Below are 13959 nucleotides of genomic sequence, written 5' to 3'. Positions count from 1 at the left end.
GAAGGTAATCTATACGACGAATTCGATTGAATCATTCAACAATGAACTGCGTAAAGCTACCCGCAACAGGGTGCAGTTCACCAACGACGAATCAGCGCTGAAAACGCTGTGGTTGATGATCTGCAATATTGAAGACAGACGAGCTGCCAAGAGGGCGAAGCAGGGCAAACGGGCCTCAGCGACAGCCGGCAGACTCGTGGAAGGAGCACGAGTATCCGGCTGGAAACAAGCCATCAACCAAATGGCCGTGGCCTTTCCCGACCGCTTCGACAAATACCTATAGTCCGACCCCACACACAAACAACTTGACACGCTCAGCTGACACGGTCTGCGGCGCTGATTACGCCACGGTATCTCCACAACGGACTAATACCCGCAATGGCTACCGTCACCGCTTTTTAGACACCAGGGTAGGAAGCATTGATGTTGCTATCCCGAAACTACGTCACGGCGCATTCTTTCCCGACTGGCTCTTAGAAAGGCGCACCCGCACCGAAAGAGCCCTGACTACCGTGATAGCCACGTGTTATCTCAAAGGGGTCTCCACTAGACGCATGAATGATGTGGTGGCCACGCTGGGTATTAACAATCTGTCGAAATCACAAGTGTCTGACATGGCCAAAGAACTCGACGAGATGGTCGCTGACTTTAGAGCCCGCCCACTGGATTCAGGACCGTATTACTACCTGTCCTGTGACGCGTTGACCATGAAAGTCCGCGAAGGCGGACGTGTCGTTAAAACCAGTGTGCTTATCGCTACCGGTGTTAACAAAGACGGCTACCGTGAACTACTAGGCATGCAGGTCGCAACATCAGAATCCGTGGAATCATGGACCGGATTCTTCCAAGACCTCAAAGCCCGTGGTCTTGGCGAAGTCTATCTCGTTACCAGCGATGCACACCTAGGAATCCAAGCAGCTGTTGGTCAAGTACTACCTACTGCAGGTTGGCAACGCTGCCGGACACATTTTGCTAAGAACCTGTCGTCAAAAGTGTCAAAACGCCAGTGGACAACACTATCGGGAATGTTTCACTCCATCTTCCAGCAAACCGACGCGCAAGCTACCTGGGACCAAGCCCGCCAGGTCGTAGATTTCTGCACGCAGCGTTTCCCCGACGCAGCCGACTACCTGGAAGAATCATTAGATGAGATACTCGCGTTTACAGCCACGCCCAAAGCTGTATGGACGAAGGTATGGTCCAATAATCCAACAGAGCGTTTGAACCGTGAAATCAGGCGGCGTACCGACGTTGTAGGAATATTTCCCAACCGCGCAGCAGTCATCCGCCTCGTCGGCGCCGTACTAGCTGAACAGCATGACGATTGGATTCAGCAGAAACGTTATATGTCACTAGCAAGCTTGGAACACACCCGACGAGCTACCAATACCATCCACGCCAACGACGCAGACACCATCAAGGCAGCCTCCTAATGAACCAACATCAACCCCGAGACGGACCCCAACACCGCCCCTGACACTGTCCCCCGATCCACCGATTCAGAAAGGACAGATACACCACTCCACCGGACTTGACCAAGGCACAGCGGCCAAAATAGACATCGCAAAGATGCACCACCTCGCGCGCGGCGATGTCGCTGGCGCCGCGCTGCACCAAGTCGCGCTCGCTTAAGCCCTGGGCGGCAGCGATGATGTCCATCCCCTGGCCCAGCGCGGATAAGTAACGGTCGAGTGCGTTCATGCCGCCTAGTACAGCGCAGAACCCGGTGCATCAGCGACCGCACGCACGAAGGCCTGTGGATTACGCGGCGAACCGTACCGCCACGGCCCTATTTCGCGGCGGGTTCAACAAAGTTATCCACAAATTTTAGTACTTAGCGCCGTTACCTTCGCCCACAGTTTCGTACAGCTTTCGCATGATCGGATACGCAATGATGATGCCGACAGAGCCCCAGGCGATGCCCTCCAGGCTCACCCCACCCACGGTCAGGGTCAGGTTGCCGATGCCCGCGATCAAGGCCACCGCGGCCGCCGTAAGGTTCACCGGGTTATTGAAGTTGACCTCATTATCCATCCAGATGCGCACGCCCAGCATGCCGATAAGACCGTAGAGCACGAGGGTGGCCCCGCCAAGCACGCCGGTGGGGATGGTGAAAATCAGCGCGCCGAACTTCGGAACGAAGGCCAGCAGGATGGCGGTGAGGGCGGCGACCCAATAGGCAGCGGTGGAATAGACGCGCGTGGCAGCCATGACGCCGATATTCTCGGCGTAGGTGGTGGTACCGGAACCGCCGAAGCCGCCGGCGAGGGAGGAGGCGAGACCATCGGCAATCAGCGCATCGCCGGCGAGGTCATCCAAATCGCGGTTGGTCATCTCGGAGACAGCCTTGACGTGCCCGACGTTTTCCGCAATCAGCACCACGAGCACCGGCAAAGCCACGGCGATCGCGGAAAGATGGAACTCTGGGGCGTGGAATTCGGGCAGGCCAACCCACGGGGCAGCATCGATGGCGTCCTTGGCGCCTTCGCCCAAGTTGCCGGTCAGGGCGGCGAAAATCCAGCCGACGACCACGCCGATGAGGATGGACAGGCGCGAGACCATGCCGCGCCCGGCGACGGTGGCTAGGAGAATAACCAGCAGCGTGATGCCCGCGACCAAGGGCTGGCTGGCGAAGTTCTCGGCCGCATTCGGCGCCAAATTAAGCCCGATGAGCGCGACGATGGCGCCGGTAACCGCCGGTGGCATCACCGCATCGAGTACCCGCCTGCCGGCAGCCTTGACCACGAATCCGACCGCCACCAGCACCAAACCGGTCACCAGAATGGATCCGGCCTGCGCCGCAATCCCGTATTGCTGCGAGGCGGTCAGCGGGGCGATGAAGGCAAACGATGACCCCAGGTAGGACGGCAGGCGATTGCGCGTAATCAGCAGGAAGAGGATGGTACCGATGCCGGAAAACAGCAGCGTGGTATTGACCGGAAAGCCGGTCAGGGTGGGCACCAACAGCGTGGCACCGAACATCGCCACCACATGCTGCATGCCGATGCCAATGGTTCGGCCCCAACTTAGTCGTTCCTCGGGCGCGACCACGGCGCCAGGTGCAATCTTCTTACCGTCGCCGTGGACGGTCCAACCTAGTATGCTCACGAACCACCATTATGGCCCATGGAGCACGAATTTTAAGAATCTTCCTCCACGATGAATTCGGCGAGCTCGCGGGCGGTGGTGGCGGGCAGGCGGACATCGACAAGCGTGCCGTCCTCGGTGTATTCCTCGCTGCGCACGGTGCCCTCAGCATGCACGCGGGAGACGACATCGCCGCGGGTGAAGGGAACCTGCAGCTTAACGTGGCTATCGCGCGAGTTGAGGAAGAGCTCCACGCGCGCGCTCAGCTCGTCGATGCCCTCCCCCGTGCGCGCCGAAACATAGACGACGTCCTCATGATCCAGGACGTGGCGCAGCTCCGCGAGCACGAGCGGATCGGCCTGGTCAATCTTATTGATCACGATGATTTCCGGCGGGGCCTGCTCACCAGTCTCGCTGACAATATCGTAGATGACCTTATTGACCGCCTCGATTTGCTTGAGCGGGAACGGATCCGATCCGTCCACGACGTGCAGCATGATATCGGCGGCGAGCACCTCTTCCAGGGTGGACTTGAAGGCCTCCACCAGCTGGGTGGGCAGGTGGCGAACGAAGCCGACGGTATCGGTGAAGACGACCTGGCGGCCATCGGCAAGCGAGGCGCGGCGCGTCGTGGGATCCAAGGTGGCAAAAAGCGCGTCTTCCACAAGCACGCCCGCGTTCGTCATGGCATTAATGAGCGAGGATTTACCGGCGTTGGTATAGCCCGCAATGGCGATCTGGGCAATCGTGGAGGACTGGCGCCTGGAGCGCTTTACCTCGCGGGCGGTTTTCATCCCGCGCAATTCCTTGCGCAGGCGCGCCATCTCGGTGCGGATGCGCCGGCGGTCGGTCTCGATCTTGGTTTCACCGGGCCCGCGCAGGCCGACGCCGCCATTGGAACCGGCGCGGCCACCAGCCTGGCGCGAAAGGTTGCCGCCCCAACCGCGGGTGTGGGTATAGAGGTATTCCAGCTGCGCCAGCGAGACCTGCGCCTTGCCCTCCTTGGACTTTGCGTGCTGGGCAAAGATGTCCAAGATGAGCATGGTGCGGTCGATGACCTTGGTATTGAGCGCGCGCTCTAATGCCGTGAGCTGGCCGGGGTTCAGCTCACCATCGCACACGACGGTATCGGCGCCGGTGGCCTCGACGATATCGTGGAGCTCTTTTACCTTGCCCGAGCCGATGAAGGTGCCAGGGTCCGGTTTATCGCGCTTTTGGTAGATCATTTCGACCACGTCGGCGCCGGCGGTCTCGGTCAGGGCGGCTAGCTCATCCATCGTGGCCTCGACCTCCGCTACGGTGCCCTCGGTCCACACGCCCACGAGGATGACGCGCTCGAGGCGCAGTTTTCGGTATTCCACCTCGTAGCCATCGGTGGTGTCCTCGGCGCGGATGGAGGTCTCGCGGGTAACGCGGCGGAAGGCGTTGCGCTCGGCCAAATCTAGATCGCCGCTGGTCGGCGTGGTTTCCTGTGGGGTATCCGCGTGGTCGCGGAAGGCCTGGGCGAGAAGTTCGTCCTTGCTCGCGGAGCTATCAGAATTCTGCGGGGAAAATTTGTTCATATTGCAATCTATTTTGGCACGTTAGGCGGCAAAACGGGAATTGCGGTTTCCGGGCTTACTGGACAAAGCGATACAATGGTGCCTATGGAAACGACGCAGGCTAGGCCAACGACTACTACCCAGAAAAAGAATACCGAAATGCAGGCCATCGGCCTGGATTTCGAACGCTGGCAGGACGCGGTCGAGGCAGCCATCGCCACGGACCGCCTTGCCGTAACCGGTGAGGTGCGCGGCGGCCAGCTCATCCAATACGGCGATCCTTCGGGTGCCCAACTTAATATCTTGGCGGTTGAGCCCTACGCCACCTTTATCGGTTTCGATGCGGTTACGCAGGGTTTTGCCCACGTGGAGATGTTTAATGACGTGCTGGCGATCATGGATATCATCGATCCGTTCGGCACGCCGCTGGCGCAGGTCACGGCGAACCTCGCGCAGGGACCGTTGTTGGCAGAAGAACCGCGGCAGGAATGGCAGCAGGTATCGCTGACCGCCATGGGTCTTGATATCACCACCTACGAGTCCCCGGCCGCATTCGAAGCCGAAACCGGCGAGTACCCCGCCCTTTTTGAATCCGAAGGCGCCCGCGTCATCGCTTCGGGCTCGGGCGCACAGGCCCCCACTCCTGCGGCCACCTTTGCCGCCCGGGTGATGGAAGCCGAATGGCGCACCAATGAACTCACCGGCGAGAAATTCGCGCACCTCGTCATGGATGGGCTATTCCCCTTCGATCTCTGCCTGCCGGCGGACCGTGGGGAATTGCCGGCCAAGGATTCCGTGATCTCCGGTACGGCCCTGCTCACCGCCGCTATTGACATGCCGTCCGGCGGTTGCGGCGATGGCGGGTGCGGTTGTGGATCCGGCGGTTGCGGCTGCGGCGGGCACTAGATTTTTAGGCCATGCCTTTCCTTAGCGATCCGCAAAACCGGAGGACACTTGTCTTTGTCCTCTTGGTCCTTTGCGCGATCGCGATCGTTGTAACGCTAAAACTGCCCGGCCTCATCATCGCCGCCATGCTGGTGGGCGCGGGGTGGTTCATGCTGCGCACGCGCCCCGATACCGCGGAAAGACAGGCCCTGCGCAGCTCCATTTCGCTTTCGGCAGACGATATCCAGGACGTCATCGCCGAATTCGAGGAATTCGAAACGTCCACGGAGGCCGAGCCGCTGGCGGATCGCACACTATACCGGCCCGCGCTGCTGGACCTCGACTGTTCCCACCCCGCCATCGATGCGTTCCACTACGAGTTGGCTGGGGCGCGCCGCTTCCTCCGCCGCCTCAATATCCGCATCCACGCCCACGGCATGCGCACGCAGGACTTGGAAGCCCTCCTCCGCGTCACCGATGAGCGCGCCCGCGAGCTAAAAGAATCGTGGCTAGCTGCCCGCCGCGCGGCATTCCGGCTCGGCCCGGATTACCGCACGCGGCAGATCGACGACGAAAACTAAGCCCCTTACAGGCTCGTTTCGCCCGTAGCGACGATGGCGGACGGTCCCGTCAAGCGCGTGCCGTTCTCATAGACCTCAACGGTGACCTCGCCGCCGGGAACGTGGACGTGGACGGTGCCGAGAGCTTGGGTGGCATCGGCAAGCGCGGCGATAGCTGCCGCAACCGTGCCCGTGCCACAAGACTGCGTCTCCCCAACCCCGCGCTCGAAGACGCGCATATGCACGTGTCCCTCCCGCAGCGGGGTAACCAGCTCAAAGTTCACGCCACCCGGGAAGAAGGACTCATCGTAGACCGGCGCCGTGAGTTCCTTGGTAGCCAAAGCTTCCGGTTCCAGGCCTGGAATGACGGCCGCAAGGTGCGGGTTGCCCATATCCACCCCGAGGCCGGCGTAGGACTCACCGCCTACGGAGGCCGTGGACACCCCGGTCACGCGCGCGGGCCCCATCTCCACAGTGACGCTAGCGGCAGTGGCATCACAGGAATGCACCGTTACCTGCTTGGCGCCCGCCCGGGTGCCGATGGTGAATGCGTCCTCGCCAACCAAGTCGTGCGAGCGCAACCAATGGGCAAAGACGCGGGTGCCGTTGCCGCACATTTCCGCCACGGACCCATCGGCGTTGCGGTAATCCATGAACCAATCGGCAGCATCCACCCCGTCCGGCAAGGCCGCCAGCTCGCCCGCGTCCACGAGGGCGCCGGCGCGAACCACCCGCAGCAGGCCATCGCCGCCGATTCCTGCCCGGCGGTCACACAGCGCCGCCACGCGATCCGGTGAGAGCGGCGTTTTGGCGTCGAAGTCTTCTACGATGACGAAGTCATTTTCAGTTCCATGGCCTTTGGCAAATTTCATACCCTCTACCCTAGCGCCGCAGCACATACAAAGCCTCGGCGGTAGTATCGCCCGCGGCATCGAGCCAGGTAATGCGCTTATCGCGGTTGAACCAGGAACGCTGGCGGCGCACGTACCGGCGGGTGCCAGTAATCGTGCACTCCACGGCATCCTCCCAGGTCAGATCGCCGCGCAGGGCTTGTAGAACCTGCGCATAGCCAATGGCGCGACCCGCGGTGGAATCGGCCACAAGCCCCTTATCCTGCAGGCGCTCTACTTCCTCGACGAGACCTTGCTCAAACATAAGGCGCGTGCGCTTTTCGATGCGCGGGTTCAACCACTCGCTATCTGTGCGCAGCCCCAGCAGCTTCGTCCCCCACCGGGGCGGGCCGTTCTTCGGCGGCTGGCTGGCCTTAAAGGGCTTGCCGGTCAACTCGATAACCTCGAGCGCCCGGACGGTGCGGCGGGGGTCTTTATCCTCGATGATGGCGGCGGCGGCCGGATCGACGCGCGCAAGCTCGGCGTGGAGCGCGTCGGTTCCGATATCGGCGCGGCGGGCCTCGTATTTGGCCCGCACCTGCGGATCGGTCGGCGGGAATTGCCAGTCATCCACCAACGCCTGGGCATAGAGCATGGATCCGCCCACGAGGATGGGCGTTTTTCCGCGGGACATGATGTCCTCGATATCGCGCAAGGCCGCCTGCTGATAGCGCGCCACGGAAGCAGTCTCCGTCACGTCCCAGACATCGAGTTGGTGATGCGGGATGCCCTCGCGCTCTGCGGGGGAAAGCTTCGCGGTCCCGATATCCATGCCGCGGTATAGCTGCATGGAATCGACATTGACCACTTCCCCACCCAGTTCATGGGCAAGGGCCAGCCCGAGCGCGGATTTGCCGGACGCGGTGGGGCCAACTACTGCGATGGGGCGCATGCTACCTCCCAACCTGCCACGTAGCGGCCTACCCCGAGGGTGGCGTCCGTCGCCCGGACCTGCGCGCGCTTGGGCGTGCGGCCGGCAAGCTCGAGCCAGAGCGCTGGCTCTTCCACGCCGCGTTGCTTCAGCCATTCGGCCTCGCTGCTTGCCGATGCCCCCATCAACACCTCCTCGCACCACCGGTGCGCCTCCTGCGCGCCGGGGATAAGGGCCAGCGGTGCTTTCTCGGTAAGGCCTGCGCTGCCGTCTGCGACCACGATGCTAAGGACCTTTGGGTCTGGCGTGCCCAGGCGGTCGCGGCTATCGCGCACCGTTATCTGTGGGACCGTGGAAAGGACGTAGTGTGCCATGATCTCTGGTAGGTAGTTTCCGGCGCCCACGTGCACCTGGTCGGCTCCCCAGGCGCGTAGGCTTCCCGCGTGGCGGGTATGCCACCGCGAGGAGCGGGATCCGATAATTTCTGCTTCGTCAATGCCGGCGGCTGCGGCTTCGACCGCCAGCGTGCGCGCCGCTGCCAGCAGCGCCCGTGAAGCGGCGTCGTTGGGGGCTAGCTCGACTGCCAGCGCCGGCGAGGCGGGCATAACCATGAGATTGAACATTATTCCTCCATACTATCTACCCAAGAGGAGGTAATTAAATAGATTCTAGGCACACGGCGATTTTTCGCGGTAATGTAACCAGTGATTTCATCCGGCAGCCGTGACGCGCGGCGATATATGTCTAGGAGGGCTTTCCATGTCTCCCACCCCTACCCCAGGTTCCATGCCCAAGAAGGGCCCCCACCCCACAGCCAAGCCCGTGCCCGTGCAATCACCGAGCAAAAACGATCCGGCCAAGTGGGGGCGCGTCGATGCCGATGGGTCCGTCTTCGTGTCCGCCCCCGAGGGCGAGCGCAAGATTGGAGAATGGCAGGCAGGCTCTGCGCAGGAGGGCCTCGAGCACTTCGGCGCCCGGTATGATGACCTAGCCACCGAGATCGAGCTCCTGGAGGCTCGCCTGCGCGCCAATCCCAGCGAGGCCGCAGGAATCAAGCAGACCGCCGCCGAACTCCGCGAGACCCTGCCTACCGCTGCGGTCATTGGCGATATCGCGGCGCTGGATCGCCGCCTCGCGGCGGTTATTGATCACTCGGTCGTGGCCGGTGAACAGGCACAGGCGGAGCGGGAAAAGCGCCGTCAGGACGCGATTGCGGCGAAGGAAAAGCTCGCCGCCGAGGCCGAAGAGATCGCCGAAAATTCCACGGAATGGAAGGCCGCCGGCGACCGCATCCGCGCCATTTTGGAAGAGTGGAAGCAGATTAAGGGCATCGATAAGAAGACCGATGACGGCCTGTGGAAGCGCTATTCGCGCGCCCGCGATTCCTTTAATAGGCGCCGCGGGTCGCACTTTGCGGATCTCGACCGCGCCCGCGCGGCGGCGCGAAAGAAGAAGGAAGAGCTCGTCGAGCGCGCTGAAGCCATCCAGGACTCCACCGATTGGGGCCCCACCGCCCGCGCTTACCGCGATCTGATGGCGGAGTGGAAGGCTGCCGGCCGCGCCCCGCGCGAGGTCGATGACCAGCTGTGGGCGAAGTTCCGCGCCGCACAGGACCGCTTCTTTGATGCCCGCAATGCGGTCAACGACGAGCGGGACCGCGAGTTCGCCGAAAACGCCAAGGCGAAGGATGCGCTGCTTGCGGAATACGATAGCCTGATCGATCCGTCGCAAAGCATGGACAAGGCCAAGGCTAAGCTGCGCGAGCTGCAGGAAAAGTGGGAGGAAATCGGCTTCGTGCCCCGCAACCAGGTGCGCGAGTACGAATCCAAGATTGAGCAGCTAGAAAAGCGCGTCACCCAAGCAGAAGAATCCGAATGGCGGCGCACCGACCCTGAAGCGCAGGCTCGCGTGGCCCAATTCCAGGCCAAGGTGGAAGACTTCAAGGCCCAGTCCGCGGCCGCGGAGGCTAAGGGCAAGGAGAAGAAGGCCGCGGAGCTGCGCGCGCAGGCGGAGCAATGGCAGGAATTTGCCGATGCCGCTGCCAATGCCGTCAACGATAAATAGTGCACCTCGTTCAGATTGCGCGCCCGACCCAGGTAGCCGAGGCTGAACCGGCGGATTGCATCCGATCCTTTGTTTTCTGGGCAAACCTGGCGGCGCAGGAAGCAAGCGGCGATGCGGCGGCCTCGACCTCACCTAGCCGCGTGGTGCACCGCCTGCAGGGTTCGGGCGAATCGCAGACCTACCTTTTCGCGGTGGTCGATGGCCCGGCGACGCTCGGGCCCGTCTCCGAGCTCGGTCTGCCCCAGATCCCCGCCACCGCACCGAGCCCCGAGCTGGACTACGTGGGATTTATCCACATCAGCCTGCCACTTTTAGAAGAGCGCAATGCCGCGGAAATCGAGTGCGTCCTTTGCGATCTGCCGCTGCCAGGTGAACCCCTTGATGCCGAGGGGCAAAAGGTGGCTACCTGGATGGGAGATACCGCCTTAAAAATCACCCAGCAGCTTGGCCGCAGCGTCGCGCACGTGGGCTTGCTGCACCCGCCGGAGACGGCACCGGAATATGACGCAATGGCGGAGGTCTACCAATCCCTGGGCTTTACGCAGCGCCATAGCGAGCGGCAATTAGCCATCGATATTCCCGAGCACCCAGCTGCCGCTCTCTTTCCGCCCGGGCTTTCGGCCGCGGTCTGGCAGGACTATGCCATTCCGGAAGAACATATCGACGATGTCATGCGCCTTTTAACGGTTGCCTCCGCGGATGCCGATACCGGCACTTTATCCACCGAGCCCATCGTGTGGTCCCGGCAGCGGTTGGAGGAGGCTCACCAACGCCTGCGCTCGCGGCGCGGGCATACGCTGCTCGTAGCGCTCGTCGATGATGCTGGGGACGTCGTAGCGCTCACGGAGCTGGCGCGGCACGAGGCCGCAGATCCGGAGGTCTGCGAATGGACCCTCACAGTCACCGACCGCGACCACCGCCGGCAAGGCCTAGCACAATTGGCAAAACTCACCGCCCTGCACGAGGTCAACCAAGCGTGGCCACAGGTGCGCCGCTGCTATTGTTCCGTCGCAGCCGGCGACGCCGCCATGAACGCGCTGTATGCGCGGCTCGGGGCGCGGGAAATCTCCCAGTCTTCTGCCTGGGAGCTCCACCTTTAGCCTTCGTGTTGGTGGCGGTGGCGCTCGGCGGCCTTTTTCCGGCGGTCATCGACAAGCATCTCCTGCGGCTGCGGGGACGCAATATCGGACTGGAATTTGCCTACCTCATCCAGCTGGCCCGCCGAGGCGCGAACCTTTTCTTCTGCCGCGCGCTGCTCTGGGCTGCGGCGCAGGGCGACGAGGCTAAAGCCTAAGAAGGCCAAGAAGGTCGCCAGCATGCCCACCCACATGCCAATGGCCGGGGCATCCGCAGTAGAGCCGCGGTACCAAAAGCCCCACAGGTTAACGAAGAAAGAAACCGTCACCATCATCCACGCAATCAGCCCGAGCGTGGCGCGGCGGGTCAGCAGGGTTGCCGTCGTCAGCACGCCCACGCCAAGTAGCGCGAGCCACGCGGAGACGGTCTCCATCAACGAGATCTTCACCCCGTCCTCGGTGGTGCCAAAGCTTAAGGCCTGCCACCCGTGGGCGGAGCCGGCATAAGGAACGATGAGGTAGACAATATAGGCCGCCACAGCGATCCACAGCGTCACCTTCTGCCCACGCAAATCCATGGTTTGTGCTGCTCGGCGTTCCGCCTGTGCCGCCTCCTGGGCGGCGGTGGTGGTATTTCGCTCTCTCATGGCACCCTAGCCTACTCCCCGGTTAGCAGCCGCAAGAATCCGCTGCAGCAGCGCCAGCAGGCTTGCCGATGCCCGGCAGTCCCAAGCCCACCCCAATCGGAGCGGTAGTGGGGGTTTGGCCTGCTGCCGACATGTCGCCGGCCTTGGTGCGGGTGTGGGCAGCTACTGCGGCATCGGCAAGCAGGAAGAACGAGCCTGCACCCGTGACCTTGGTGCGCACGACGTCGCCGGGGCGAATCTCGGCGGAGATGTCCGCGCCGTTGTCATCAATGGGGCTAAAGTGCACGAGGCGCCCATCGCGGGCTCGACCCGACATGCGGTGGGTCTCATCGTTCTTGCGTCCGCCCTCTGCCTGGACCAAGAGCTCCACCTCAGTGCCCACGAGCTTCTGGTTCTCTTCCGCCTGGATGCTATCTTGCAACGCAACGAGCCGCTCGAAGCGATCCTGGACGACTTCCTTAGGGATCTGGTTGTCCATCTCCGCCGCAGGGGTGCCAGGGCGCGCGGAGTACTGGAAGGTAAATGCCGAGGCGAAGCGGGCGCGGCGGACCAAGTCCATGGTAGCCTGGAAATCCTCTTCGGTCTCGCCCGGGAAACCAACGATGATATCGGTGGTAATCGCCGCGTTCGGAATCTTCTCACGGACCTCATCGAGGATGCGCAGGAACTTCTTCGTGCGGTAGGAACGGCGCATGTCCTTCAAGACCTTATCCGAGCCGGACTGCAGCGGCATGTGCAACTGCGGGCACACCGCCGGGGTTTCCGCCATGGCATCGATGACATCCGAGGTAAATTCCGCCGGGTGCGGGGAGGTAAACCGCAGGCGCTCGAGGCCATCGATCTTGCCCACTTCGCGCAGCAGCTTCGAGAAAGCAAAGCGGTCGCGTGGCATTTCTGGGTCGGCGAAATTCACGCCGTAAGCGTTGACGTTTTGGCCCAAGAGGGTGACCTCAGAAACTCCCTGATCCACCAGTGCCTGTACCTCGGCCAGAATATCGCCCGGCCGGCGGTCCTCTTCCTTGCCGCGCAGGGAGGGAACGATGCAGAAGGTACAGGTGTTATTGCAACCCACGGATACCGATACCCAACCCGCGTAGGCGGATTCGCGCTTAGCGGGCAATACGGAGGGGAACGCCTCTAGCGAATCGACGATCTCGACCTGAGCTTCCTCGTTATGGCGGGCGCGCTCAAGGAGAGTTGGCAACGCTGCCATATTGTGGGTTCCGAAGACGGCATCCACCCACGGTGCATTGTCGAGGACGGTGTCCTTATCCTTTTGTGCAAGGCAACCGCCCACGGCGATTTGCATGCCGGGATGGTTCTCCTTTGTCTTCTTCAATGCACCCAGCGTGCCGTAGAGGCGCTTGTCGGCATTTTCACGGACAGCGCACGTGTTAAAGACGATGAGATCCGGCTCCGTGGCCTCGTCTGCGGCCGCGTAGCCAGCTTCCTCCAGCAGGCCAGAAATGCGCTCGGAATCGTGCACATTCATCTGGCAGCCGAAGGTTCGGACTTCATAGGTACGGGTTTCAGGAATTGTCTGCTCCACGTCGGCATAGTCTAGCCATCACCCAGAACAACTCATAACCGTCGCGACTCGGCGCCCGTGCAGGCGGGCAGGCGGAATCGGGCGCATAGTGCGGCGCGTCGGGGCGCGGGTCAGCGATGGGTGGGGCGCGTGTGCGAGTCACTAGGATGGAGCCAACAAGGCACTAAGCCCCATTCGCCGGATTTAAGGAGACGACAGCTCCTCGCACCGTTCCTCGAGGGCACTAATGGCAATGTTTAAGGACATCCCCTCGTTGAACCCGCGGCGCGCCAATACGCCCACGATCCTGCGCAGGGCCTTATCCCGTTCCTTCCTATCTACAGGAACGGATTTCACGCTGCGCGCCTTCTTTTCCGCCAAGGCTCGGGCCATTGCCGCTTCATCGGCGGCGTCAATTTGGGCAAGGGCTTCGTCTCTGTCTTCTTGACTTACGCCCTTTTCCCGGAGCTCGCGGTCGAGGACGCTGCGCGATTTCCCTCGCCGCTTATGCCGCTGCCGCACCCATTCGGCGGCAAAGGCGGCATCGTTAATGAGGCCCGCATGCGCTAAGTCATCGAGGACCTCGTCAACCACCTCAGGGTCGAATTCGGCTTGTACTAAGCGGTCGTACAATTCCTGGCGGGACCGCGAACGCTGGTCAAGCAAGCCCAATGCGCGGGACCGAACCTTTGATTTAGCCTCTTCGGCCTCCCGATCAAAAAGCCCGCCCCCGGCTTCTCCTTTTTCATAGGCTTCAAGGGCCTGGCGGAGTTGCTCTAGTTTTTCAGGGGCGGGTTGATTCATAGCGCG

The 13959-nt window shown here is 62.1% G+C and carries 14 protein-coding genes and 1 pseudogene; 6 read left to right on the top strand and 9 right to left on the bottom strand.

Annotated elements, in window-relative coordinates; translation table 11 throughout:
* Both ABRP87_RS03280 and ABRP87_RS03275 read left to right on the top strand, forming a co-directional pair.
* Positions 1-283, top strand: a 283-nt coding sequence (locus ABRP87_RS03280; protein WP_349867729.1) for a transposase, incomplete at its 5' end; no start/stop codon positions are given.
* 22 nt (positions 284-305) lie between these two features.
* Positions 306-1433, top strand: a pseudogene (locus ABRP87_RS03275) (IS256 family transposase); the annotation flags it as partial.
* Positions 1434-1443: 10 nt separating this feature from the next.
* Here ABRP87_RS03275 and ABRP87_RS03270 read toward each other — a convergent pair.
* The 3 genes from ABRP87_RS03270 to hflX all read right to left on the bottom strand — a co-directional run bounded on the left by ABRP87_RS03270 (position 1444) and on the right by hflX (position 4649).
* Positions 1444-1701, bottom strand: coding sequence for a hypothetical protein (locus ABRP87_RS03270; protein ID WP_349867727.1), 258 nt, complete (start codon positions 1699-1701; stop codon positions 1444-1446).
* 126 nt (positions 1702-1827) lie between these two features.
* Positions 1828-3108, bottom strand: a complete 1281-nt coding sequence (locus ABRP87_RS03265) for a uracil-xanthine permease family protein (RefSeq protein WP_349867725.1) — start codon at positions 3106-3108, stop codon at positions 1828-1830.
* A gap of 32 nt (positions 3109-3140) precedes the next feature.
* Positions 3141-4649, bottom strand: coding sequence for a GTPase HflX (hflX, locus tag ABRP87_RS03260; protein WP_023030607.1), 1509 nt, complete (start codon positions 4647-4649; stop codon positions 3141-3143).
* 75 nt (positions 4650-4724) lie between these two features.
* Between hflX and ABRP87_RS03255 the strand changes: the two genes are divergently transcribed.
* Together ABRP87_RS03255 and ABRP87_RS03250 are read left to right on the top strand one after the other, a co-directional pair.
* On the top strand, positions 4725-5534 hold the full coding sequence (locus ABRP87_RS03255) for a hypothetical protein (RefSeq protein ID WP_349867723.1): 810 nt from the start codon (positions 4725-4727) through the stop codon (positions 5532-5534).
* Positions 5535-5545: 11 nt separating this feature from the next.
* The gene (locus tag ABRP87_RS03250; RefSeq protein ID WP_349867721.1) at positions 5546-6094 is read left to right on the top strand and encodes a hypothetical protein; all 549 of its coding nucleotides are present in this window, start codon (positions 5546-5548) and stop codon (positions 6092-6094) included.
* A gap of 5 nt (positions 6095-6099) precedes the next feature.
* Here ABRP87_RS03250 and dapF read toward each other — a convergent pair whose 3' ends face one another.
* Genes dapF through ABRP87_RS03235 form a run of 3 tightly spaced genes read right to left on the bottom strand, consistent with a single transcriptional unit; the run spans position 6100 to position 8457 of the window.
* Positions 6100-6945 (bottom strand): diaminopimelate epimerase, encoded by an 846-nt coding sequence (gene dapF, locus ABRP87_RS03245; RefSeq protein WP_349867719.1) that lies wholly within the window; start codon positions 6943-6945, stop codon positions 6100-6102.
* A gap of 10 nt (positions 6946-6955) precedes the next feature.
* The gene (gene miaA / locus ABRP87_RS03240) at positions 6956-7855 is read right to left on the bottom strand and encodes a tRNA (adenosine(37)-N6)-dimethylallyltransferase MiaA (protein WP_349867717.1); all 900 of its coding nucleotides are present in this window, start codon (positions 7853-7855) and stop codon (positions 6956-6958) included.
* A complete protein-coding gene (locus tag ABRP87_RS03235) occupies positions 7837-8457 on the bottom strand; it encodes a hypothetical protein (RefSeq protein WP_349867715.1) in 621 nt (206 codons plus the stop codon). The genes miaA and ABRP87_RS03235 overlap by 19 nt, the downstream gene beginning before the upstream one ends.
* Positions 8458-8593: 136 nt before the next feature.
* Between ABRP87_RS03235 and ABRP87_RS03230 the strand changes: the two genes are divergently transcribed.
* Positions 8594-9898: a DUF349 domain-containing protein gene (locus ABRP87_RS03230; RefSeq protein ID WP_349867713.1), complete on the top strand. Its 1305-nt coding sequence runs from the start codon at positions 8594-8596 to the stop codon at positions 9896-9898.
* Positions 9898-10998, top strand: a complete 1101-nt coding sequence (locus tag ABRP87_RS03225) for a GNAT family N-acetyltransferase (protein WP_349867711.1) — start codon at positions 9898-9900, stop codon at positions 10996-10998. Before ABRP87_RS03230 ends, ABRP87_RS03225 begins: the two co-directional genes overlap by 1 nt.
* Here ABRP87_RS03225 and ABRP87_RS03220 read toward each other — a convergent pair.
* The 3 genes from ABRP87_RS03220 to recX form a co-directional block, all read right to left on the bottom strand.
* The gene (locus tag ABRP87_RS03220) at positions 10995-11621 is read right to left on the bottom strand and encodes an Rv2732c family membrane protein (protein ID WP_349867709.1); all 627 of its coding nucleotides are present in this window, start codon (positions 11619-11621) and stop codon (positions 10995-10997) included. The genes ABRP87_RS03225 and ABRP87_RS03220 overlap by 4 nt on opposite strands.
* A 22-nt stretch (positions 11622-11643) precedes the next feature.
* Positions 11644-13170, bottom strand: a complete 1527-nt coding sequence (gene miaB / locus ABRP87_RS03215) for a tRNA (N6-isopentenyl adenosine(37)-C2)-methylthiotransferase MiaB (protein ID WP_349867707.1) — start codon at positions 13168-13170, stop codon at positions 11644-11646.
* Positions 13171-13353: 183 nt separating this feature from the next.
* Positions 13354-13953 carry a recombination regulator RecX gene (recX, locus tag ABRP87_RS03210; RefSeq protein ID WP_349867705.1) on the bottom strand — a complete coding sequence of 200 codons (600 nt, stop codon included), beginning with the start codon at positions 13951-13953 and terminating at the stop codon, positions 13354-13356.
* Between the last annotated feature and the right edge of the window lie 6 nt (positions 13954-13959).

It is taken from the genome of Corynebacterium sp. KPL2830 (assembly GCF_040225635.1).
Taxonomy (GTDB): domain Bacteria; phylum Actinomycetota; class Actinomycetes; order Mycobacteriales; family Mycobacteriaceae; genus Corynebacterium.
The sequence above is the reverse complement of the archived record's forward strand: the minus strand, read 5'-3'. Positions and strand labels throughout refer to the sequence as shown.

What these genes read in the sequence shown, in the direction of transcription:
- ABRP87_RS03235 (WP_349867715.1), bottom strand. Translation starts at nt 8,457, where the DNA reads ATGTTCAATCTCATGGTTATGCCCGCCTCGCCGGCGCTGGCAGTCGAG.
- ABRP87_RS03255 (WP_349867723.1), top strand. Translation starts at nt 4,725, where the DNA reads ATGGTGCCTATGGAAACGACGCAGGCTAGGCCAACGACTACTACCCAG.
- ABRP87_RS03270 (WP_349867727.1), bottom strand. Translation starts at nt 1,701, where the DNA reads ATGAACGCACTCGACCGTTACTTATCCGCGCTGGGCCAGGGGATGGAC.
- ABRP87_RS03230 (WP_349867713.1), top strand. Translation starts at nt 8,594, where the DNA reads ATGTCTCCCACCCCTACCCCAGGTTCCATGCCCAAGAAGGGCCCCCAC.
- ABRP87_RS03220 (WP_349867709.1), bottom strand. Translation starts at nt 11,621, where the DNA reads ATGAGAGAGCGAAATACCACCACCGCCGCCCAGGAGGCGGCACAGGCG.
- miaA (WP_349867717.1), bottom strand. Translation starts at nt 7,855, where the DNA reads ATGCGCCCCATCGCAGTAGTTGGCCCCACCGCGTCCGGCAAATCCGCG.
- ABRP87_RS03250 (WP_349867721.1), top strand. Translation starts at nt 5,546, where the DNA reads ATGCCTTTCCTTAGCGATCCGCAAAACCGGAGGACACTTGTCTTTGTC.
- dapF (WP_349867719.1), bottom strand. Translation starts at nt 6,945, where the DNA reads ATGAAATTTGCCAAAGGCCATGGAACTGAAAATGACTTCGTCATCGTA.
- recX (WP_349867705.1), bottom strand. Translation starts at nt 13,953, where the DNA reads ATGAATCAACCCGCCCCTGAAAAACTAGAGCAACTCCGCCAGGCCCTT.
- hflX (WP_023030607.1), bottom strand. Translation starts at nt 4,649, where the DNA reads ATGAACAAATTTTCCCCGCAGAATTCTGATAGCTCCGCGAGCAAGGAC.